Raw genomic sequence first — 24,447 nt, forward strand, 5'->3', positions numbered from 1 at the left:
ATGCACTTCAGCGAACTGATGGCTGCTCTTTCCACCCGTGCAATCCGACTCCAGCGTGAAGACCAGGACCTGATCGTCCTCGGTGACGAAGAAACCCTGGACGACCCTTTGTGGGAGGCGCTGTCACGGCACAAGCCGGCCTTGCTGGAGATGCTCGCTGCGCAGGATGACGACTGGCTCAGCCCGGCCTTTCGCATCACCCCCGACATGCTGCCCCTGGTAGCGCTGGACCAGGCAGCCATCGACCGCATCGTCGACAGCGTGCCGGGCGGTGCTGCCAACGTGCAGGACATTTACCCGCTGGCACCCTTGCAGCAGGGCATGCTTTACCACCACCTGTCCGCCAGCGACGGCGACCCCTACCTGTCGCAGGTGCAGCTGCGCTTTGCCAGCAAGGCCCACCTGGAGGCCTTTGCCCAAGCGCTGCAATGGGTCATCCAGCGCCACGACATCCTGCGCACCGCCTTGCACTGGGAATACCTGGATGCCCCGGTACAAGTGGTGTGGCGCGAAGCAGCACTGGTGCGCGAAGCCTTGCCGTTGTCCGGCGGCAGCGCCCTGGCCGGCCTGTGCCAGCGCTTCGACCCGCGCCATTACCGCCTCGACCTGCGCCAGGCACCGCTGATGCAGCTGATGCATGCGCAGGGCGAGGGTGATGAGTGGGTTGCGCTGTTGATGTTCCACCACGTGATCATGGACCACACCGCGCTTGACATCGTGCGCCGCGAAATCCACGCACACCTTGCCGGCACCTGCGCACAGCTGCCCGCACCCATGCCGTTTCGCAATGTGCTGGCGGCCGCCCGCCAGGCCCTGGACGAACAGGCCCACGAACGCTTCTTCGGCGAGATGCTGGCCGATATCGATGAGCCTACGCTGGCCTTCGGCCAACAGGACAAGGTCGACCAGCCCCTGCAACAGGCCCGCCTGACCCTCCCACCGGCGCTCAGCCAACGCCTGCGCCACCAGGCCCGGCAGCTCGGGGTCAGCCCCGCCAGCGTGCTGCACCTCGGTTTCGCCCGGCTGATCGGGCAACTCTCGGCGCGCCAGGCCGTGGTGTTCGGCAGCGTCCTGCTGGGGCGCATGACCACAGGGGACGGTGGCGAGCAGGCGCTGGGCATGTTCATCAACACCTTGCCGCTGCGCATCGACCTGGGCCAGCACAGTGTGCGCGACGGGTTGCTGGCCACCCATCGCCGGCTCAGTGCCTTGCTCGGCCACGAACAGGCATCGCTGGCCCTGGCCCAGCGTTGCAGCGGTGTGGCAGCGCCGGCGCCGCTGTTCAACAGCATGCTCAACTACCGCCACAGCGATGCCGGTGACGCTGCTGAAATCATCCCCGTGGCCCCCGGCATCGATATCGTCGGCGCCGAGGAACGGACCGATTACCCGCTTACCGTCAGCGTCGACGACCTCGGTGACGACCTGCGCCTGACCGTGCAGAGCCTGCCCGAATGGCATGCACCGCGCCTGTGCGGGCAGTTCGAGCAGGTACTGGCCAGCCTGGTCGATGCCCTGGAACAAGCCCCCGACACGCCGTTGCAGGCACTGGCAGTACTGCCGCCGGCCGAGCGTGAACAAGTCCTGCAGCAGTTCAACGACAGCGCCCGCCATTACCCGCAAGGGCAGACGGTGCATGCGCTGGTCGAGGCCCAGGCCGCACGTGCACCTGAAGTGCTGGCCGTGCTGCAGGGCGGCCAGGCGCTGAGCTATGGCGAGCTGAATCGCCAGGCCAACCAGCTAGCCCACCAGTTGCTCGCGCGTGGCGTGCAATTGGGTGACCGGGTGGCCCTGTGCCTGCCGCGCAACGGCCAGCGGCTGGTCGGCTTGCTGGGCGTGCTCAAGGCCGGTGCCGCCTACGTACCGATAGACCCAGGCTACCCGGCCGAACGCATTGCCTACCTGCTGAGCGACAGCGCCCCTGCGCTGGTACTGGCCGAAACGGGCATCGAAGGTTTGCCAGCGGAGTTGCCGCGGCTGGACCTGGACCAGCCCGACGCCTATGCCGCCGCCGACAGCAACCCGCAGCTACCCGGGCTGGGTGCACAGCACCTGGCCTACCTGGTGTACACCTCCGGGTCCACCGGGCAACCCAAGGGCGTGATGGTCGAGCATCACACCTTGGCCAACCTGGTGCACTGGCATTGCCAGGCCTTTGCCGTGGACAGCGCAGCGCAGGTTTCCAGCGTCGCCGGCTTCGGCTTTGACGCCATGGCCTGGGAGGTGTGGCCAGGCCTGAGCGCCGGGGCCACCTTGCACCTGCCACCGGCGCACATTGGCAACGAGCATGTCGACGAGCTGCTCGACTGGTGGCTGCAACAGCCGCTGACGGTCAGCTTCCTGCCCACCCCGGTGGCCGAGCAGGCACTGCGTCGCGAATACCAGCACCCGACCTTGCGCACCCTGCTGGTCGGCGGCGACCGCCTGCGCCAGTTCGACCGCGACCCAGGCTTTGCCGTAGTCAACAACTACGGCCCGACCGAAACCACGGTTGTGGCCACCTCCGGGCAGATCACCCCCGGTGGCGCCCTGCACATCGGCCGGCCGATCGCCAATACCCGGGTCTACGTGCTGGACGAAGGCCTGCAGCCGGTGCCGGTCGGGGTTACCGGCGAGCTGTACATCGGTGGGGCACAAGTGGCACGCGGCTATTTCAACCGCCCGGCGCTGACCGAAGAGCGCTTCCTGCGCGACCCGTACAGCGCGCAGGCCAACGCCCGCATGTACCGCAGCGGTGACCGGGTGCGCTGGAACAGCGACGGCACCCTCGATTACCTGGGCCGCAACGATGACCAGGTGAAGATCCGTGGCGTACGTGTAGAACTGGGTGAAATCGAAGCCGCCCTCACTGCCCAACCGGGCATTGACGATGCCGTGGTGCTGGTACGTGGCGACCGGCTGCTGGCCTGGTACACCGAAACCACGCCGCTCGACCCGTATGCCCTGCGCGAGGCGCTGCAGGCCAGCCTGCCGGCGCACATGCTGCCACTGGCGTTCACGCGCCTGGACGAATTGCCACTGACCAGCCACGGTAAGCTGGACCGTCGTGCGCTGCCGGACCCAGGCGCTGGCGAACTGTTCGGCCAGCAGTACGAGGCACCGCAAGGCACCACCGAAACGGCCATGGCGCAGGTCTGGGCCAATGTGTTGGGCGTGGAGCGGGTAGGGCGACACGACAACTTCTTCGAACTGGGAGGCCATTCACTGCTGGCTGTGACCCTGGTCGAACGCCTGCGCAAGGCGGAACTGGTCATCGATGTGCGGGTTTTGTTCGCCCAGCCGACGCTGGCAGCGCTGGCCGCCGTGGTGGGGGCCGGGCAGGAAGTCGAAGTGCCGGCCAACCGGGTGCCGCTGGGTGCCGAGCACATCAGCCCGGACATGCTCAGCCTGGTCCAGCTGGACCGGTCGGTAATCGACCAGGTTGTTGCCAACGTGCCAGGCGGCGCCGCCAACGTGCAGGAGATCTACCCGCTGGCACCGCTGCAACAAGGGGTGCTCTACCACCACCTGAGTGCCGAACACGGCGACCCCTACCTGCTGCAGACCCGCCTGGCCTTCGACAGCGTCGAACGCCTGTTGGCCTGGGCCGGTGCCCTGCAACAGGTGATCGACCGCCACGACATCCTGCGTACTGCCGTGCTTTGGCAAGGCCTGCCGCAGCCGCTGCAAGTGGTGTGGCGCAAGGCTGAACTGTACGTGGGCGAAATCGATGATTTGCCCGAGCAGGCCGGCGTTGCCCGCATCGAGCAACTGCATGCGCGCTTCGACGCCCGCCATCACCGCATGGACCTGGGCCAGGCACCGCTGACCCGGCTGTACTACAGCCTCGACCCGGCCAACCACCAGGTGGTGGCGATCCTGCTATTCCATCACCTCACCCTCGACCATACCGCCATGGACGTGGTCGCCCGTGAAATGCGCGCGCTGTTGTTCGGCCAGGGTCACACCCTGCCGGCCGCCGTGCCGTACCGCAATTATGTGGCCCAGGCCTGCCTGGGTGACCAAGGCGGGCATGAGGCGTTCTTCCGCGAAATGCTGGCCGATGTCGATGAGCCGACCTTGCCGCTGGGCCATGCCGACGTGCAAGGCGATGGCCGTGATATCCAGAGCGCAACGCAAGCGCTGGACGAGCCGCTGGCACAGCGGCTGCGCAGCCAGGCCCGGCAACTGGGCGTCAGTGCCGCCAGCCTGATGCACCTGGCCTGGGCCCGCGTGCTCGGCGTGTTGGCCAACCGCAGCGACGTGGTGTTCGGCACCGTGCTGCTGGGCCGCTTGCAAGGCGGCGAGGGTGCCGACCGCGCCCTGGGCATGTTCATCAATACCTTGCCCTTGCGGGTCGACACCACCGCGCACCTGCACGCCGCCGTGCGCGCTACACACCGCAGCCTGTCTGCACTGCTGGCCCACGAGCACGCGCCGCTGGCCCTGGCCCAGCGCTGCAGCGGTGTGCCTGCATCGGCACCGTTGTTCAGCGCCTTGCTCAATTACCGCCACAGCGCCGACGATGCGCCGCGCGAAGGCGAGGGCATCTGGGAGGGTGTGCGCCTGCTGGGCGGCGAAGAGCGCAGCAACTACCCCTTGACCCTCAGCGTCAACGACCTGGGCAGCGGCTTTACCTTCAGCGTGCTGACCGTGCCCGGCATTGGCGCCGCGCGGGTGGCCGAATGGATGGCCAACGCCGTCGCGCAACTGGTCCAAGCACTGGAGCATAGCCCGGCCACTACGCTGGACAGCCTGCCCATCCTCGGTGAACAGGCCCACCAGCAACTGATCGGCAGCTTCAACGCCACCGCCCAGGCTTACCCGCAAGGTCACACCGTGCACGCCCTGTTCGAAGCCCAGGCGGCCCGCACGCCGGACGCCAGCGCGGTCAGCCAGGGCGACCAGGCGCTCAGCTATGCCGAACTCAACCGCCGCGCCAACCAGCTGGCGCACCGCCTGATCGCCGATGGCGTGCAGTGCGGCGATCGCGTGGCCCTGTGCGTCGGACGCCGCTGCGAACGCATCATCGGCCTGCTGGCCGTGCTCAAGGCCGGCGCCGCCTATGTACCGGTAGACCCGGTGTACCCGGCCGAGCGCATCGCCTACCTGCTGGCCGACAGCGCCCCGCGGTTGGTGTTGGCCGATTCGCAGATCGTCGGGCTGCCCGCTGATGTCCCGCGGCTCGACCTTGATTCGCCAGGCGCCTTCCACAGCCTGGCCGATAACCCCCAAGTGCCAGGCCTGGATGCGCACCAGCTGGCCTATCTGGTGTACACCTCCGGCTCCACCGGCCAACCCAAAGGGGTGATGGTCGAACACCACACCCTGGCCAACCTGGTGCACTGGCATTGCCAGGCCTTTGCTTTGAAGGCGGGTACTCGCACGTCAAGCGTGGCCGGCTTCGGTTTCGACGCCATGGCGTGGGAGGTCTGGCCGGCCTTGTGTGCCGGGGCCACGCTGCACCTGCCGCCTGCGCACATCGGTAACGAGCATGTCGAGGAACTGCTGGACTGGTGGCTGGAACAGCCATTGGCGGTCAGCTTCCTGCCCACGCCGGTGGCCGAACAGGCATTGCGCCGCCCAACACAGCACCCGACCCTGCGCACCTTGCTGGTGGGTGGCGACCGTCTGCGCCAGTTCGACCGCGATCCGGGCTTTGCCCTGGTCAACAACTACGGCCCGACCGAAACCACCGTGGTCGCCACCTCGGGCGTACTGCACCCGGGCGCGGCGTTACACATCGGCAAACCGATCGCCAACACCCGCGTCTATGTGCTGGATGAGCGCCAGCAACCGGTGCCGGTCGCTGTTACCGGCGAGCTGTACATTGGCGGCGCGCAGGTGGCGCGCGGCTACTTCAACCGCCCTGAACTGACCGAACAACGCTTCCTTGCCGACCCGTTCAGCCGCCTGCCAGGCGCACGCATGTACCGCAGTGGCGACCTGGTGCGCTGGAACGCTGACGGGACACTGGACTACCTGGGCCGCAACGACGACCAGGTGAAGGTCCGCGGTGTGCGTGTGGAGCTGGGTGAGATCGAGGCAGCCCTGGCTGCCCAGGCGGGCATCCGCGATGCCGTGGTGCTGGTGCGCGGCGAGCGCCTGCTGGCCTGGTTCAGCGAAACCGCGCCGGTAGCCGTCGAAAGCCTGCGCCAGGCGTTGCAGGCCTGCCTGCCGGCGCACATGTTGCCGCAAGCCTTTATTCGCCTGGATGCACTGCCGCTCACCAGCCACGGCAAGCTGGACCGCCGCGCGCTGCCGGAGCCGGACACCACCGACCTGGTCGGTCACGGCTATGAGGCGCCTGAAGGCGAGACCGAAGCCGCCATGGCAGTGGTGTGGGCCGACGTACTGGGCGTGGACCGGGTAGGGCGCCACGACAACTTCTTTGAGCTGGGCGGCCACTCGCTGCTGGCAGTGAGCCTGATCGAGCGCCTGCGTCAACAAGGCTTGCCGACAGATGTGCGCGTACTGTTCGGCCAGCCGACGGTAGCCTCGCTGGCTGCCGCCATGGGCCAAGGCCGGCAACTGAGCGTGCCGGAAAACCGTATTCCGGCCGGTTGCACACACATCACCGCCGACATGCTGCCGCTGCTGGCACTGAACCAGGCGGTAATCGAGCGCATTGTCGCAACGGTGCCCGGCGGCGCTGCCAACGTGCAGGATATCTACCCGCTGGCACCGCTGCAGGAAGGCATTCTCTACCACCACCTGAGCGCGGCCGGGGAAGACCCTTACTTGCTGCAATGGCCCATCGTCTTCGACAGCCAGGCACGCCTGCACGCCTTTGCCGGCGCCCTGGACAAGGTCATCGCCCGCCACGACGTGCTGCGTACCGCCATCCTCTGGGACGGCCTGCCGCAACCCGTCCAGGTAGTCCTGCGCCAAGTCCCCTGTGGGAGCGGGCGCGCCCGCGCAGAATCCACCACCGATCTCGACCTGAGCAGTGCCCCGCTAATCCGCCTGCACTACACCGACGCCGACGGCCCCATCCAAGCCACCCTGCAATTCCACCACATCATCCTCGACCACACCGCCATGAAAGCGGTGCTGGGCGAAATCCGCGACCACCTGCAAGGCCTGCAACCGCCACAAGCGCCAGTTCCTTACCGCAACTACGTGGCCCAGGCCCGCCTGGCCATCAGCGAAGTCGAACACGAAGCGTTCTTCCGTGCACAGCTCGCCGATATCGACGAAGCGACCTTGCCCTATGGCCTCGCCGACCTGCAACTGGATGCCAGCCAGTTCGAGCTGGCCAGCGTGACCCTGCACACCCGCCAATACCAGCGCCTGCGTGGCCAGGCCCAGCAACTGGGCGTGAGCGCCGCAAGCCTGCTGCACCTGGCCTGGGCGCGATTGGTCGCCGCCACCAGCGGCAAGTCCAGTGTGGTCTTCGGCACGGTCCTGCTGGGTCGCCTGCAAGGCGGGGCTGGCGCCGACCGTGGCCTGGGCATGTTCATCAACACCTTGCCCCTGCGCCTGGACCTGCACGGGCTGGACGTACGCGAAGGGGTGCGCCAAGCCCATCAGCGGCTGGCTGCGCTGCTGGTGCATGAGCACGCGTCGCTGGCATTGGCCCAGCGTTGCAGTGGCGTGGCCGCGCCGGCGCCGCTGTTCAGCGCCATGCTCAACTATCGCCACGGCGCCACCGCCAGCGAGCAGCAGGCGCGTGAGCAAGCCCTGGAAGGGATCGAAGTGTTGCCGGCACGCGGGCATGGCAATTACCCGATCAGCGTCAACGTCGATGACCTGGGCGACGGGCTGTGCATTAGCGCGCAGGTCACCGCGCAAGTGGGTGCCCAGCGCATCTGCGAGCAATTGCAGCAGGTGCTGATCGGCCTGCTGGACGCGCTGGAGCATCAGCCCGGTTTGCCATTGCAGCAACTCTCGGTACTGACCCCGCTGGAGCGCCAACAGCTGCTGACCCAGCAAGCGCCGCAGCCCCATGACCTTGAGCAGCCACTTCACAGCCTGTTCGAGGCGCAGGTACGCCGGTCGCCCGATGCCATCGCGCTGGTGGCCGAAAACGGTGAGCTGAGCTATCGCCAGCTTGACGAACAGGCCAACCGCCTGGCGCACCACTTGATTACCCTTGGCGTCAAACCCGATGACCGGGTAGCGATCTGCGTCGAACGTGGGTTGAACATGGTGCTCGGCCTGCTGGCCATCCTCAAGGCCGGCGCGGCCTATGTGCCGGTCGACCCGGGCTACCCGGCCGAGCGCATCCGCCACATGCTGGCCGACAGCGCACCGCTGGCCGTGCTGGTGCACGGTGCCACCCGTGAGGTAGTGGGGGCCACGCAACTGCCAGTGATTGACCTGGACCAGCCATGCTGGCAGCAGCAACCGATCAGCAACCCGCGTATCGCCGGGCTCGGCGCACAGCACCTGGCCTATGTGATCTACACCTCAGGTTCTACCGGCGTGCCCAAGGGCGTGATGGTCGAGCACCGCAACGTGGTCAACCTGGTGCACTGGAGCCAGCGCCTGTGCCAGGCAGCGGGCGCAGGTGGTGTGCTGCACAAGACCCCGGTCAGTTTCGATGCCTCGGTCTGGGAGCTGTTCTGGCCCCTGTGCAGCGGTTTGCGCCTGGTGCTGGCACGGCCAGACGGCCAGCGTGACCCGGCCTACCTGGCGCAGCTGATCCAGGCACAGCAGGTGGAGGTGGTGCAGTTCGTTCCAGCCTTGCTCCAGCAGTTCATCGAACAACCCGAGAGCAGCCACTGCAACAGCCTCACCGATATTGTCTGCGGCGGTGGCGAGCTGAGCTCAGCCCTGGCGGCCCAGGTGCGCCAGCGCTTGCCGCAGGTACGCCTGCACAACGTCTACGGCCCCACCGAGACCACGGTGGATTGCAGCGTATGGACGTTGCAGCCGGGTGCCGCACTGCCGCAAGGCGCATTGCCCATCGGCCAGGCCATCGACAACACCCGGCTCTACGTGCTGGACGGTGACGACCAGTTGGTACCGTGGGGCGTAGCCGGGCAGTTGCACATCGGCGGCGCGGGCGTGACGCGTGGCTACCTGGGTCTGCCTGAGCAGCAGGCCGAACGCTTCATTGCCAGCCCCTTTGTGAGCGGTGACCGCCTGTACCGCAGCGGTGACCTGGTGCGCCTGGACCCGCACGGCAACCTGATGTTCCTTGGCCGTACCGACCAGCAGATCAAGCTGCGTGGCCTGCGTATCGAACCGGGCGAAATCGAAGCCTGCCTGGGCCATGTCGCGGGTGTGCGCGACGCCGTCGTGCTCGCGGTCGATGACGCACGCCTGGTTGCCTATTACACCGGCACCTCGCAGCCTGCAGAGAGCCTGCGCCAGGCATTGCTGGCCCAGCTGCCGGAATACATGGTGCCAGCCCTGTACATCCACCTGGACCAGTTGCCACTCACCCCGAACGGCAAACTCGACCGCAAAGCCTTGCCAGCAGCCGACGCGGCCCTACACGGGCGGCCCTACGAAGCACCGGCAGGCGCCATCGAAACCTTGTTGGCCCGGCTGTGGAGCGAGTTGCTGAGTGTCGAGCAGATCGGTCGACACGACAACTTCTTCGAACTCGGTGGCCATTCCTTGCTGGCCGTCAGCCTCACCGCGCGCCTGCGCCTGGAGGGCCTGCAGGTCGATGTACGCACCCTGTTCGGCCAGCCGACCATTGCCGCGCTGGCCGCCACCCTCGGCGCTGACCAGCAGGTGGAGGTACCCGAGAACCGCATTGCGCCAGGTTGCACGCATATCACCCCAGCGCTGCTCAGCCTGATCGAGCTGGACCCGCCTGCCATCGAACGCATCGTCGCTCAGGTACCGGGCGGTGCCGCCAACGTTCAGGACATCTACCCGCTGGCGCCGCTGCAGGAGGGCATCCTCTATCACCACCTGAGCGCCGAGCACGACCCTTACGTGTTGTTCTCCAGGCTGCGCTTCGCCAGCCGCGAGCGCCTGCAAGCCTTCGCCGCTGCGCTGGACAAGGTCATCGCCCGCCACGACGTGCTGCGCACTGCCATCCTCTGGGAAGGCCTGCCGCAACCCGTCCAGGTCGTCCTGCGCGTAGTCCCTGCGCTTGCCACGGACCCTTGTAGGAGCGGGTTCACCCGCGAAGAACCCACCACCGCCCTCAACCTGTGCCAGGCACCCTTGATCCGCCTGCTCTACACCGACACCGACGGCCCGATCGAAGCCACCTTACAGTTCCACCACATCGTCCTCGACCACACCGCCCTGGAAGTGGTCGGCGAAGAGCTGAGCGCTTACCTGCAAGGCGCCCCGGCCCCAACCCATGCCCCCGTGCCATACCGCAACTACGTGGCCCAGGCCCGCCTGGGCATCAGCCAGGCCGCACACGAGGCGTTCTTCCGCGCGCAACTGGCCGATATCGACGAACCCACCCTGCCGTTCGGCCTCAGTGACGTGCAAGGCGACGGCCGCGACATGCAGGAAGCCAAATTAGCCGTCTCGCCTGAACTCGCCGCCGGCCTGCGTCAACAGGCCCGCCAGCTGGGCATCAGTGTCGCCAGCCTGTTCCACCTGGCCTGGGCGCGCGTGCTGGCGGCGGCCAGCGGCCGGCAAAGCGTGGTGTTCGGTACCGTGTTGCTGGGCCGCCTGCAGGGCGGCGAGGGTGCCGAGCGGGCGCTGGGCATGTTCATCAATACCCTGCCCCTGCGCGTCGATCTGGCCGATGCCGACCTGCACAGCGCGGCCCAGGCCGTGCACCAGCGGCTGAGCGCACTGCTGGCCCACGAGCACGCCTCACTGGCCCTCGCCCAGCGTTGCAGCGGCGTTGCCGCGCCGTTGCCGCTGTTCAGCGCCATGCTCAACTACCGCCATGGCGCCGAGCCGGCTGCCGCACAGCGCCAGGGCTGGGAGGGCATCGAAGTACTGGAAGGGCAGGAACGTACCAACTACCCGTTAAGCCTGAACGTGGATGACCTGGGAGAAGGCTTCCGCCTGGTCGCCATGACCTCGGCCGAAATCGGTGCCGCACGTATTTGCGGGCAGATGCACCAGGTGCTGCAGGCCATGGTCGAGGCCCTGCAGCATCAACCGCAGCTGCCGGTACAACAGTTGCCGGTGCTGCAGGCTGAGGAGCGCCAGCGAGTGCTGGTCGACTTCAACGACACAGCCGCTGACTACAACCTTGAGCAGACCCTGCACGGCATGATCGAGGCGCAAGTAGTGCGCACGCCGGATGCTGTGGCGGTGCGAGCCGAGGAAGGTGAGCTGACTTACTGCCAGCTCAACGAACAGGCCAACCGTTTGGCGCATCACTTGATCGGGCTTGGGGTTAAACCGGATGATCGAGTGGCAATCTGCGTGGAACGTGGGCTGTCGATGGTGGTGGGCTTGCTGGCCATTCTCAAGGCAGGTGGCGCCTATGTGCCGGTCGATCCGGATTACCCGGCCGAGCGTGTGCGGCACATGTTGAGTGACAGCGCGCCGGTGGCGGTGCTGGTGCACGGGGCGACCCGGCATGTGCCGGAGGCCGGACTGCTGATTGATCTGGATTTGCCGGTGTGGGGTGACTTGCCTTCAGGTAATCCGGTCATTGGGGCGTTGACCCCGCGTCACTTGGCCTACGTGATCTATACCTCGGGCTCTACCGGCCTGCCGAAAGGCGTGATGAACGAGCATGCCGGGGTGGTCAACCGGCTGCTATGGATGCAGGACGCCTACGGGCTGAATGCTGACGACGTGGTGCTGCAGAAGACCCCGTTCAGCTTTGACGTGTCGGTGTGGGAATTCCTCTGGCCGTTACAGACTGGCGCAAGGTTGGTCATGGCCCGCCCTGGCGGGCACCGCGACCCCGAATACCTGCGCGAAGTGATCCTGCGAGAAAACGTCACCACCCTGCATTTCGTCCCCTCGATGCTGGATGTGTTCCTGTCATTCGCAGCAGACGCGCCCCCTGTAGGAGCGGCCTTGTGTCGCAAAAGGGCCGCGCAGCGGCCCCAGGATCTAGAAGTTAACGCTGAAATCGCCGGGCCTGCTGCGCAGGCCGATCGCGACGCAAGGCCGCTCCTACAACTGGTCCGCGTGATCTGCTCGGGTGAGGCTTTGCCGGGGAATCTGGTACGACGTTTCCACCAGCAGCTTCCGGCAGTCGAGTTGCACAACCTCTACGGCCCCACCGAAGCCGCCGTCGATGTCAGCGCCTGGCACTGCAACACCGCCCCCGACAACACCCCGATCGGCAAACCCATCGCCAACACCACCCTGTACATCCTCGACGAGCAACGCCAACCCGTCCCGCAAGGCGTCGCCGGCGAGCTGTACATCGGCGGCGTCCAGGTCGCCCGCGGCTACCTCAACCGCGCCGAACTCACCGCCGAGCGCTTTATCGACGACCCGTTCGTACCCGGCGCAAGGCTGTACCGCACCGGCGACCTGGCCCGCCACCTGGCCGACGGCAACATCGAATACCTCGGCCGCAACGACGACCAGGTCAAGCTGCGCGGTCTGCGCGTCGAACTCGGCGAGATCCAGGCTGGCCTCACCGCCATTGCCGGCATCAAGGAAGCGGTGGTGCTGGCGAAGGACCAACGCCTGATCGCCTACTACACCGGCGAGCCACAAGCGGTGGAAGCCTTGCGCACAGCATTGCTTGCCCACCTGCCGGCATTCATGGTGCCGGCGCAGTTCATGCACCTCGATGCGCTGCCACTGAGCCCCAACGGCAAGCTCGACCGCAAGGCGCTGCCAGAACCCGGCGTACTGCAGGACCGCCCATTCGAGGCCCCGCAAGGCGAAACCGAACACCTGCTCGCCACCCTCTGGGCCGACCTGCTGGGCGTGGAGCGAGTAGGGCGCCACGACAACTTCTTCGAACTCGGTGGCCACTCGCTGCTGGCGGTCACCCTCACCGCACGCCTGCGTGAACACGGCCTGCATGCCGATATCCGGGTGCTGTTCGGCCAGCCGACCCTGGCCGCGCTGGCCGCTGCGCTGGGCGGTGAAACCCGGGTCGTGGTACCGGCCAACGTCATAGCGCCAGGTACTACACACATCACCCCGGCCATGCTGCCGCTGGCCGACCTTTCACAGGCCGCCATCGACACCGTGGTAGCGCAGGTCCCGGGTGGTACGGCGAATATCCAGGACATCTACGGCCTGGCGCCGCTGCAACAGGGCATCCTCTACCACCACCTGGCCAGCGAGGGCGCCGACCCGTACGTGTTGCAGGCGCGCTTTGCCTTCCCCGGCCAGGCCGAGCTCGACGCCTTTGCCGCCGCGCTCGACCAGGTCATAGCGCGCCACGACATCCTGCGCTCCAGCATCCATTGGCAAACCCTCGACGAGCCGGTGCAAGTGGTCTGGCGCACCACGCCATCTATTGGCGCCGCCTTGCATGGCGAACAGCCCCACGGCGCAATCAACCTGAACCAGGCCCCGCTGATCCGCCTGCTTCCTGCGCAAACCGACCATGGCCTGCAAGCCACGTTGCTGATCCACCACATCATCCTCGACCACGCCGCTGTCGAGCAGCTGGTGGCCGAAATCACTGCCGTGCTGCAAGGCCAACCGCTACACGAGGCCAGCGTGCCTTACCGCAATTACGTGGCCCAGGCCCGTTTGGGCGCCGATACCCAGGCCGACGAAGCCCTGTTCCGCGAGCTGCTGGGAGACATCGACGAACCGACTGTCGTGTTCGGGCTGCACGATGCACAAGGCGATGCCAGCGAGGTCTACGACAGCCGCCAGGTCCTGGATGCCGAGCTGTCTGGCCGCCTGCGCGAGCAGGCGCGGCAACTGGGCGTGAGTGTCGCCAGCCTGGTGCACCAGGCCTGGGCGCAGGTGCTGGCCCAGCTGTCCGGGCGCGAGGAGGTGGTGTTCGGTACCGTGCTGCTCGGTCGCCTGCAGGGCGGCGAGGGTGCCGAACGGGCGCTGGGGATGTTCATCAATACCTTGCCATTGCGCGTCAGCGTCAGCGCGGCGGCGGCCGCCGATGGCGTGCGCCTGACCCACCAGCGCCTGGCGCGCCTGCTGGCCCACGAACAAGCCTCGCTGGCCCTGGCCCAGCGTTGCAGTGGCGTGCCGGCGACCCAGGCGCTGTTCACCAGCCTGCTCAACTACCGCCACAGCGCACCGGCCAAGGCCGAACTGCACCAGGCCTGGCAGGGCATCGAGCAGGTGGCGGCCCACGAACGCAGCAACTACCCACTGGTAGTCAATGTCGACGACCTGGGTGATGGCTTTGTCCTGACCGTTCAGGCGTTGGCACAAGTCGACGGTGGGCAGGTGTGCCGCCTGCTTGCTACAGCCCTGGATCAACTGGCCGATGCCCTGCAACGTGCGCCGTCCACGCCGTTGCATGCCCTTAGCCAACTGGCGCCGAGCGAGCGCGAACTGGTGCTGCAAGGCTTCAACGCCAGCCGCCGCGATTACCCGCGGGACCAGGCGCTGCACCGGCTGTTCGGTGCCCATGCCGCGCTCACCCCGCAGGCTGTCGCCGTGGTACACGGGGCGCGTGAGTGGACCTTCCTGCAACTGGAGCAGCACGCCAACCGCCTGGCCCACCACCTGCTGGGCCTGGGCGTCAAGCCCGGTGATCGCGTTGCCTTGCTGCTGCCGCGCAGCTTCGAACTGCTGGCTGCGCAATTGGCCGTCAGCAAATGCGCCGCGGTGTTCGTGCCGCTGGACAGCAATGCGCCTGTCGAACGCCAGGCGTTCATGGTCAACGACAGCCAGGCCCAGGTGCTGCTGACGCTCGCCAGCGAAGCGCAGCCTGGTCAGGCCCTGCGGGTCGAGCTGGACGGCTGCGACCTGGCCGCTTACCCAACACACGCGCCGGACCTGTCGGTAAACGCCGAAAGCGCGGCCTACATCATGTACACCTCGGGCTCCACCGGCGCCCCGAAAGGCGTGCAAGTGCCGCACCGGGCGATCGTGCGCCTGGTGATCAACAACGGTTTTGCCAATTTCAGCCGCGAGGACCGCTTCGCCTTCGCCTCGAACCCGGCGTTCGACGCCAGTACCCTGGAGGTCTGGGCGCCTTTGCTCAACGGCGCTTGCGTGGTGGTTATCGACCAGCAACAGGTGCTGTCTCGCGAGGCATTGCGCGATGTGCTGCTGGCGCAGGACGTCAGCGTGCTGTGGCTGACAGCAGGGCTGTTCCACCAGTTTGCTCAAACCTTGCTGCCAGCCTTCGCCAAACTGCGCTACCTGATGGTGGGCGGCGACGTGCTGGACCCGGCGGTGATCGCCCGGGTACTGCGCGATGGCGCGCCGCAGCACTTGCTCAATGGCTACGGCCCGACCGAAGCCACCACCTTCAGCACCACCCATGCAATTACCACTGCCGGCGAGGGCAGCATCCCGATTGGCAAGCCCATCGGCAACGGCCGTTGCTATGTGCTCGATGCCCGCCGGCAGCCGCTGCCAGTAGGCGCCGTGGGTGAGTTGTACATCGGCGGCGATGGCGTGGCCCTGGGTTACCTTGGCCAGCCGGTACTCACCGCCGAGCGCTTCATCGACGACCCGTTCAGCCGCCAACCGGGTGCCCGCATGTACCGCAGCGGCGACCTGGCCAGCTGGCAGGCCGACGGCACGCTGCGCTACCTGGGGCGTGCCGACCAGCAGGTCAAGCTGCGCGGCTTCCGCATCGAACTGGGGGAAATCGAGGTATGCCTGGGGCAGTGTGCGGGCGTTCGTGACACTGCAGTCGTATTGCGTGAAGACAGCCCGGGTGACAAGCGTCTGGTGGCCTATTTCACCGTACACACGGCGGCACCGACTCCAGCCGAGTTGCACACCCAGCTACAAGGCCAGTTGCCGGACTACATGCTGCCGGCCGCCTACGTGTGCCTGGCCGAACTGCCATTGACCGCCAACGGCAAGCTCGACCGCCGTGCGCTGCCGCAACCGGGCAGCGACGCCGTGGTCAGCCGCGCCTTCGCGGCGCCGCAAGGTGACGTGGAGACCGCCCTGGCTGCGATCTGGGCGGATGTGCTCAAGGTCGATCAGGTCGGCCGCCACGATCACTTCTTCGAGCTGGGCGGCCATTCGCTGCTGGCGGTGACCCTGGTCGAGCGCATGCGCAAGGCCGGCCTCAGTGCCGACGTGCGCGTGCTGTTCGCCCAGCCAACCCTGGCTGCGCTGGCCGCGGCAGTCGGCACTGGCCGCGAGGTGCAGGTGCCGGCCAACCGGGTGCCGGCAGATGCCAAGGTCATCACCCCGGCCATGCTCAGCCTGATCGAACTGGACCAGAGCAGCATCGATCACATCGTTGCCAGCGTGCCGGGCGGCGCGGCCAACGTGCAGGAAATCTACCCCCTGGCGCCATTGCAGGAGGGCATCCTCTATCACCATTTGAGCGCCGAGCAGGGCGACCCGTACCTGCTGCAATCGCGCCTGGCATTCGACAGCCTGGCCGACTTGCAGCGCTGGGCCGGTGCCCTGCAGCAGGTCATCGACCGCCACGACATCTTGCGCACCGCCGTGGTCAGCGAGGGCCTGGAGCAAGCGGTGCAAGTGGTCTGGCGCAAGGCGCAAATGGTTGTCACATCGGTCGAAGGGCTCGGCGACCAGGCCGTGATCGATGCGTTGCAGGCGCGCTACGACGCCCGCCACCAGCGCCTGGACCTGGCCTGCGCGCCGTTGCTGCGCCTGCTGCATGCCGCCGACCCGGCCAACCAGCGGGTGGTGGCGATCCTGCAGTTCCACCACCTGGCCCTGGACCATACCGCCATGGAGGTGATTGCCGCTGAAATGCAGGCGCTGATGGCGGGGCAGGGCGAGCAACTGCCAGCCCCGGTGCCCTACCGCACCTACGTGGCCCAGGCGCGCCTGGCGGCTGACGATGCCGGCCATGAAGCGTTCTTCCGCGAGATGCTCGGCGACCTGGACGAACCGACCCTGCCGTTCGGCCTGGCCGACGTGCAAGGCGAAGGGCATGCCATCGAGGAAGCCCGCCTGAACCTAGACGCCACGCTGGCCCGCAGCCTGCGCGAGCAGGCCCGGCAATTGGGCGTCAGCGCCGCGAGCCTGGCGCACCTGGCCTGGGCGCGGGTACTGGGCGTGCTGGCCAACCGCACTGACGTGGTGTTCGGCACGGTGCTGATGGGCCGCCTGCAAGGCGGTGAGGGGGCTGACCGGGCGCTGGGCGTGTTCATCAACACCTTGCCACTGCGCATCGACCTGGCCACGCCCGTGCAGCAGGCGGTACGCCTGACCCACCAACGGCTGTCGGCGCTGCTGGCACACGAGCATGCGTCGCTGGCCCTGGCCCAGCGCTGCAGCGGCGTGGCGGCATCGTCGCCACTGTTCAGCGCCTTGTTCAACTACCGCCACAGCAGCGCCACAGGTACCGATAGCGGGGCGCAAGGCGTGCGCCTGCTGGGTGGGGAGGAGCGCAGCAACTATCCACTGACCCTCAGCGTCGACGACCTGGGCGAAGGTTTTGCCTTGAGCGTACTGGCCCAGCAAGGCGTGGGTGCCGAGCGGGTGGCGCACTGGATGAACCAGGCGCTCCAGGAACTGGTACAGGCACTGGCGCAAGCGCCAGAGGTGGCGGTGAACACGCTTCCGATCCTCGACCCAGCCGCACGCCAGCAATTGCTGGAAGGCTTCAATGCTACCCGCCGCGACTACCTGACCGGGCACACCGTGCATGCCCTGGTCGAAGCCCAGGCCGCCCGCACACCGCAGGCCGCAGCCCTGGTGCAGGATGGCCGGGTGCTGAGCTATGGCGAACTGAACCGCAGTGCCAATCGCCTGGCACACTACCTGATCGAGCGTGGCGTACGGGTTGGCGACCGCGTTGCCCTGTGCCTGCCGCGCAGCCTCGAGCGCCAGATCGGCCTGTTGGCAGTGCTCAAGGCCGGTGCCGCCTATGTCCCCGTCGACCCCGCTTACCCCGCTGAACGTATCGCCTTCCTGTTGGCCGACAGCGCGCCGACGCTGGTACTGGTCGAGTCGGCCACGCAGGCGCTGGTTGGCGATGCAGACTGTGTGACGCTGGACCGCGATGCCTGGCAAGGCGCGGCCGAGGGCAACCCGCAGGTGGTGGGGCTGGATCACCAGCAACTGGCCTACGTGATCTACACCTCCGGCTCGACCGGCCAGCCCAAGGGGGTGATGGTCGAGCATGCGACCCTGGCCAACCTGGTGCACTGGCACTGCGAGGCTTTCGCCCTGGGCGCCGGCAGCCACACCAGCAGCGTGGCCGGGTTCGGCTTCGACGCGGTGGCCTGGGAAGTCTGGCCGGCGCTGTGCGCAGGGGCGGTACTGCACTTGCCGCCGCTGCAGGTTGCCGGTGAACACGTCGACGAGTTGCTGGACTGGTGGCTGGAGCAACCGCTGGCGGTCAGCTTCCTGCCAACCCCGGTCGCCGAGCAGGCCTTGCGCCGCGAACGCCAGCACCCGACCCTGCGCACGCTGCTGGTCGGCGGCGACCGCCTGCGCCAGTTCGAACACGACCCAGGCTTCAACGTGGTCAACAATTATGGCCCGACCGAAACCACGGTGGTGGCCAGCGCCGGGCGGCTGAACCCTGGCGGCCGGTTGCACATCGGCAAACCGATCGCCAACACCCGCGTCTATGTGCTCGACGAGCAGCACCAACCGGTGCCGGTGGGCGTGACAGGTGAGTTGTACATCGGCGGCGCCGGGGTTGCCCGCGGTTACCTGAACCGCGACGCCCTGAGCGCAGAGCGCTTCCTGGCCGACCCGTTCAGCACCGAGCGCCACGCGCGGATGTACCGCAGTGGCGACCTGGTGCGCTGGAATGCCGATGGCACCCTGGATTACCTGGGCCGCAACGATGACCAGGTGAAGATCCGCGGCGTGCGGGTGGAACTGGGCGAGATCGAAAACGTGCTTGCCGCCCAACCGGGCATTGCCGATGCCGTGGTGCTGGTACGAGGTGAGCGCCTGTTGGCGTGGTTTACCGCCACCGCGCCGGTGGCGCCGGAGGCATTGCGCCAGGCCCTGCAAGCAAGCCTGCCGGGGCATCTGGTGCCGCTGGCCTTTACCCGGCTGGATGCAGTGCCGCTGACCCGGCATGGCAAGCTCGACCGCAAGGCCTTGCCAGACCCGGACCCGGCATTGCGCGCCAGGCAGGCTTACGTGGCACCGCAAGGTGCAGTCGAAACCGCGCTGGCGGCGGTTTGGGCCGAAATGCTGCAGGTTGAACGCGTGGGCCGTCACGACAACTTCTTCGAACTGGGCGGGCATTCCCTGCTGGCGGTCAACCTGACTGCACGCTTGCGCCGGCAAGGGTTGCAAGTGGATGTGCGAACCCTGTTCGGCCAACCGAGCATCGCCGCCCTGGCCGCCACCCTGGGCCAGGTGCGCGAGGTGCAGGTGCCCGACAACCTGATCCCCGCCAGCTGCAGCCAGGTCACCCCGGCCATGCTGCCATTGGTGGCGCTGGAGCAGGCCGCCATCGAGCGCATCGTCGCCCAGGTGCCGGGCGGCGCTGCCAACGTGCAGGACATCTACCCGCTGGCGCCGTTGCAGGAGGGCATTCTCTATCACCACCTGAGTGCGGTCGGGCACGACCCTTACGTGCTGCAATCGCGCTTCGCCTTCGCCAGCCGCGAGCACCTGGCAAACTTTGCTGCCGCACTGGACAAAGTCATCGCCCGCCACGACGTGCTGCGCACCGCCATCCTCTGGGAAGGCCTGCCGCAACCCGTCCAGGTCGTCCTGCGCAAAGTCCCCCCGCTTGCCACGGTAACCTGTGGGAGCGGGCGCACCCGCGAAGAACCCACCACCGCCCTCAACCTGAACCAGGCCCCGCTGCTCCGCCTGCTCTACACGGATGCCGACGGCCTGATTGAGGCCACCCTGCAGTTCCACCACATCGTCCTCGACCACACCGCCATGGAAGTGGTCGCCGAGGAACTGATCGGCTACCTGCAGGGCAACACCGAGCCCACCCACGCCCCGGTGCCCTACCGCAACTACGTGGCCCAGGCGCGCCTGGGCATCAGCCAGGCCGAGCACGAGGCGTTCTTCCGTGAGCAGTTGGCGGATATCGACGAGCCGACCTTGCCGTTCCGCCTCAGCGATGTGCAAGGCGATGGCCGCGACATCGAAGAAGCGCAGTTGTGGCTGGATGAAGCCCTGGCACACCGCCTGCGCCTGCAGGCCCGCCAACTGGGCATCAGCGTCGCCAGCCTGTTCCACCTGGCCTGGGCACGCTTGCTGGGTGCCGCCAGCGGCCAACCGCAGGTGGTGTTCGGCACAGTACTGCTGGGCCGCCTACAAGGTGGCGAAGGCGCCGAACGGGCGCTGGGCATGTTCATCAACACTTTGCCACTGCGCATCGACCTTGCCGGTGTCAGCCTGCGCGACGGTGCCCATGCCACCCATCAACGCCTCAGCGCGTTGCTCGCCCACGAGCACGCCTCACTGGCCCTGGCCCAGCGCTGCAGCGGCGTGGCCGCACCGCAGCCATTGTTCAGCGCAATGCTCAACTACCGCCACAGCAGCCAGGCCACGGCCAGCCAGAAGCAGGCGACGGCGGGTATCGACACGCAGGAAAGCCAGGAGCGCAGCAACTATCCACTCGGCCTGAACGTGGACGACACCGGCCAGGGCTTCCGGCTGGTGGCGATGACACTGGCCGAGGTGGGCGCGGCGCGCATCTGCGGGCAGATGCACCAGGTGCTGCAGGCCATGGCCGAAGCGCTTGAGCACGAACCCGAGCTGGCAGTACAACAGTTGCCGGTGTTGCAGGCCGAGGAACGCCAGCGTGTGCTGGTGGGCTTCAACGACACAGCGGTTGAATACAACCTTGAACAGACCCTGCACGGCATGATCGAGGCGCAAGTAGTGCGCACGCCGGATGCCGTGGCAGTGCGGGCTGAAGAGGGCGAGCTGACTTATCGGCAGCTCAACGAGCAGGCCAACCGCCTGGCGCATCACTTGATCGGGCTGGGCGTTAAACCGGATGATCGGGTCGCGATCTGCGTCGAACGTAGCCTGTCGATGGTGGTGAGCCTGCTGGCCATTCTCAAGGCAGGTGGCGCCTATGTGCCGGTCGACCCGGATTACCCGGCAGAGCGTGTGCGGCACATGTTGAGTGACAGCGCGCCGGTGGCGGTGCTGGTGCACGGGGCGACCCGGCATATCCCGGAAGCCGGCCATATCATTGATCTAGACCAGTCGGTCTGGGGTGATTTGCCTGTCAGCAATCCGGTCATTGGCGCGTTGACCCCGCGTCACCTGGCATACGTGATCTACACCTCGGGCTCGACCGGTTTGCCGAAAGGCGTGATGAACGAGCATGCCGGGGTGGTCAACCGGCTGTTGTGGATGCAGGACGCTTATGGGCTGAATGCCGACGACGTAGTGCTGCAGAAAACCCCGTTCAGCTTTGACGTGTCGGTATGGGAATTCCTCTGGCCGTTGCAGACTGGCGCACGGCTGGTCATGGCCCGCCCTGGCGGGCACCGCGACCCGGAATACCTGCGCGAAGTGATCGCGCAGGAAAACGTAACCACCCTGCATTTCGTCCCTTCGATGCTGGATGTGTTTCTGTCATCCGCAGCAGACGCGCCCCCTGTAGGAGCGGCCTTGTGTCGCGAAAGGGCCGCACAGCGGCCCCAGGATCTAGACCTTAACGCTGAAATCGCCGGGCCTGCTGCGCAGGCCGATCGCGACGCAAGGCCGCTCCTACAACTGGTGCGCGTAATCTGCTCGGGCGAGGCGCTGCCGGGTAGTTTGGTGCGGCGCTTCCACGCTCAACTGCCAACAGTCGAGTTGCACAACCTCTACGGCCCCACCGAAGCCGCCGTCGACGTCAGCGCCTGGCACTGCACCACCGCCCCCGACAACACCCCCATCGGCAAACCCATCGCCAACACCACCCTGTACATCCTCGACGAGCAACGCCAGCCCGTCCCGCAAGGCGTCGCCGGCGAGCTGTACATCGGCGGCGTCCAGGTCGCCCGTGGCTACCTCAACCGCGCCGAGCTCACCGCCGAGCGCTTTATCGACGACCCGTTCGCCACCGGCGCACGCCTGTACCGCACCGGCGACCTGGCCCGCCATCTGGCCGACGGCAACATCGAATACCTCGGCCGCAACGACGACCAGGTCAAGCTGCGCGGCCTGCGCGTCGAACTGGGTGAAATCCAGGCTGGCCTCACCGCCATTGCCGGCATCAAGGAAGCGGTGGTGCTGGCCAAGGACCAACGCCTGATCGCCTATTACACCGGCGAACTTCAAACCGTGGACACCCTGCGAGCAGCGCTGCTTGCCCACCTGCCGGAATTCATGGTGCCGGCGCAGTTCATGCACCTCGATGCGCTGCCTCTGAGCCCCAACGGCAAGCTCGATCGCAAGGCACTGCCAGCACCCGGCGCAATCGAGGATCGCCCCTACGAAGCCCCCGAAGGCGACACCGAAACCCTGCTGGCCGCCTTGTGGTGCGAACTGCTGGGCGTGGAGCGGGTAGGGCGCCACGACAACTTCTTCGAACTGGGCGGCCATTCATTGCTGGCCGTAACCCTGACCTCACGGCTGCGCGAGCAAGGCCTGGAAGCCGACGTGCGTGCCCTTTTCGACCAACCGACCCTGGCCGGCTATGCAGCCATCACAGACAGAATGGAGATCGTCCTGTGAGCATCAACCAATTACTGGCAACACTGACCGCGCACAATGTGCAACTGGCCCTCAAGGATGGCCAGCTGGTGGTCCAGGGCAACCGCCAGGCACTGACCGACGCCGCCCTGGTGGCCCAACTGCGCGCACACAAACCCGCGCTGGTGGGCATGATCGAACGCGGCGAGTACGTGGCGACCAGACAGGGTGCAGTAGAGGTGCCGGGCAACCTGATCCCTGCGGGTTGCACGCAAATCACCCCGCAGATGCTCAACCTGGTGACGCTTGAGCAGGCCAGCCTTGAGCGCATCGTCGACGAAATCCCCGGCGGCGCGGCCAACGTGCAGGACATCTACCCACTGGCGCCGCTGCAACAAGGCATGCTGTTCCACCACGCCAGTGCCACCGGCGCTGACCCGTACGTGATGCAGGCACGCTTCGTGTTTGCCAGCGAGGCGCGCCTGCAGGCGTTCGCCGATGCGTTGCGCGGGGTGATCGCCCGCCACGACATCCTGCGCACCTCGGTGCACTGGCAAGGGCTGGAAGCGCCGGTGCAGGTGGTATGGCGCGAAGCCGAGCTGGCGGTGCTGGCGCTGCCCGCCGATGCCCCCGGGCGCGACTGGCTCGACCTGACCCAGGCGCCGCTGATGCGCCTGCTGCGTGAAACACCCCAGGCCGATGGCACGCTCACCGCCACCTTGCAGTTCCACCACATCGCCATGGACCACAGCGCGCTGGACGTGGTGCGCCACGAGCTGATTGCCTTCCTCAGCGGTGAGCAGGCGCAGCTGGGCGCCCCGGTGCCGTTTCGCAACTACGTGGCGCAAGCAGTGCTGGGGATCAGCGAAGCCGGGCACGAAGCGTTCTTCCGCGACATGCTCGGCGACATCGACGAAGCGACCTTGGCCTACGGGCTGCAGGACGTGCAGGGCGCTGGCGAGGTGCACAACGAGTACCAGCTCGACCTGCCATTGGCGCTGTGCCAGGGGTTGCGCGCCCAGGCCCGCGCCCTGGGGGTGAGCGTCGCCAGCCTGTTCCACCTGGCCTGGGGCCGGGTGCTGGGCGGCCTGACCGGGCGCGAGCAGGTGGTGTTCGGCACCGTGCTGATGGGCCGGCTGCTGGGCGCCGAAGCGACTGACCGGGCGCTGGGCATCTTCATCAACACCTTGCCGCTGCGCGTGGACCTGGAAGGCGCCGACCTGGGCAGCGCCATCCGCGCCACCCACCAGCGCCTGAGCGCGCTGATGCGCCATGAGCATGCGCCGCTGGCACTGGCCCAGCGCTGCAGCGGTGTGGCCGCGCCGGCGCCGCTGTTCAATGCCTTGCTCAACTACCGCCACAGCGCGCCGGGCAGTGCAGAACCACGTCGCGCCGCCTTGGCCGGTATTGATATCGTCGAATCCGCCGAAGCGACCAACTACCCGCTGACATTGAGCGTGGACGACCTGGGCGAGGCGTTTCGCCTGACCCTGCTGGCCAGTGCGCTAGTGCCGGCCCAGCGCGTCTGCGCCTACCTGCAGCAAACGCTGGAAAGCCTGTTGCAAACGCCTGAGTTTGGCGTAAATCAACTGTCCATGCTTCCGGCGGCAGAACGCGAAGAACTGCTGGAAGGCTTCAACCACTGCGTCGCTCCCTACGAACAGCACCTTACCCTGCACCAACGCATCGAGCAGCGGGCCGCCACTTGCCCGGACGCCATTGCCGCCACCAGTGCCGGCGTGCAATTGAGCTATGCCGACCTTAACCGCCTAGCCAACGCCTTGGCCCACCACCTGATAAGCCTGGGCGTGCGGCCTGACGACCGGGTGGCCGTGGTGGCCCGGCGCGGGCTGGAAACACTGGTGAGCCTGCTGGCCGTACTCAAGGCCGGCGCCGGTTATGTGCCGGTGGACCCGGCGCACCCCGACGAGCGTGTGCGCTACCTGC

Annotated in this window: 2 protein-coding genes (1 of these 2 running past the window's edge); both read left to right on the forward strand. The window is 67.1% G+C overall.

Annotated elements, in window-relative coordinates; genetic code table 11:
• Nucleotides 1-22,542 (forward strand): non-ribosomal peptide synthase/polyketide synthase, encoded by a 22,542-nt coding sequence (locus tag ACI2KG_RS04590; RefSeq protein ID WP_404660974.1) that lies wholly within the window; start codon nucleotides 1-3, stop codon nucleotides 22,540-22,542.
• Nucleotides 22,539-24,447, forward strand: partial view of an amino acid adenylation domain-containing protein gene (locus ACI2KG_RS04595; RefSeq protein WP_404660975.1) — the start only. It continues 9,509 nt past the right edge of the window; only the first 1,909 of its 11,418 coding nucleotides appear in the window; the start codon lies at nucleotides 22,539-22,541; the stop codon falls past the right edge of the window. The genes ACI2KG_RS04590 and ACI2KG_RS04595 overlap by 4 nt, the downstream gene beginning before the upstream one ends.

This window comes from Pseudomonas sp. NPDC089407 (assembly GCF_044900445.1).
Lineage (GTDB): Bacteria > Pseudomonadota > Gammaproteobacteria > Pseudomonadales > Pseudomonadaceae > Aquipseudomonas.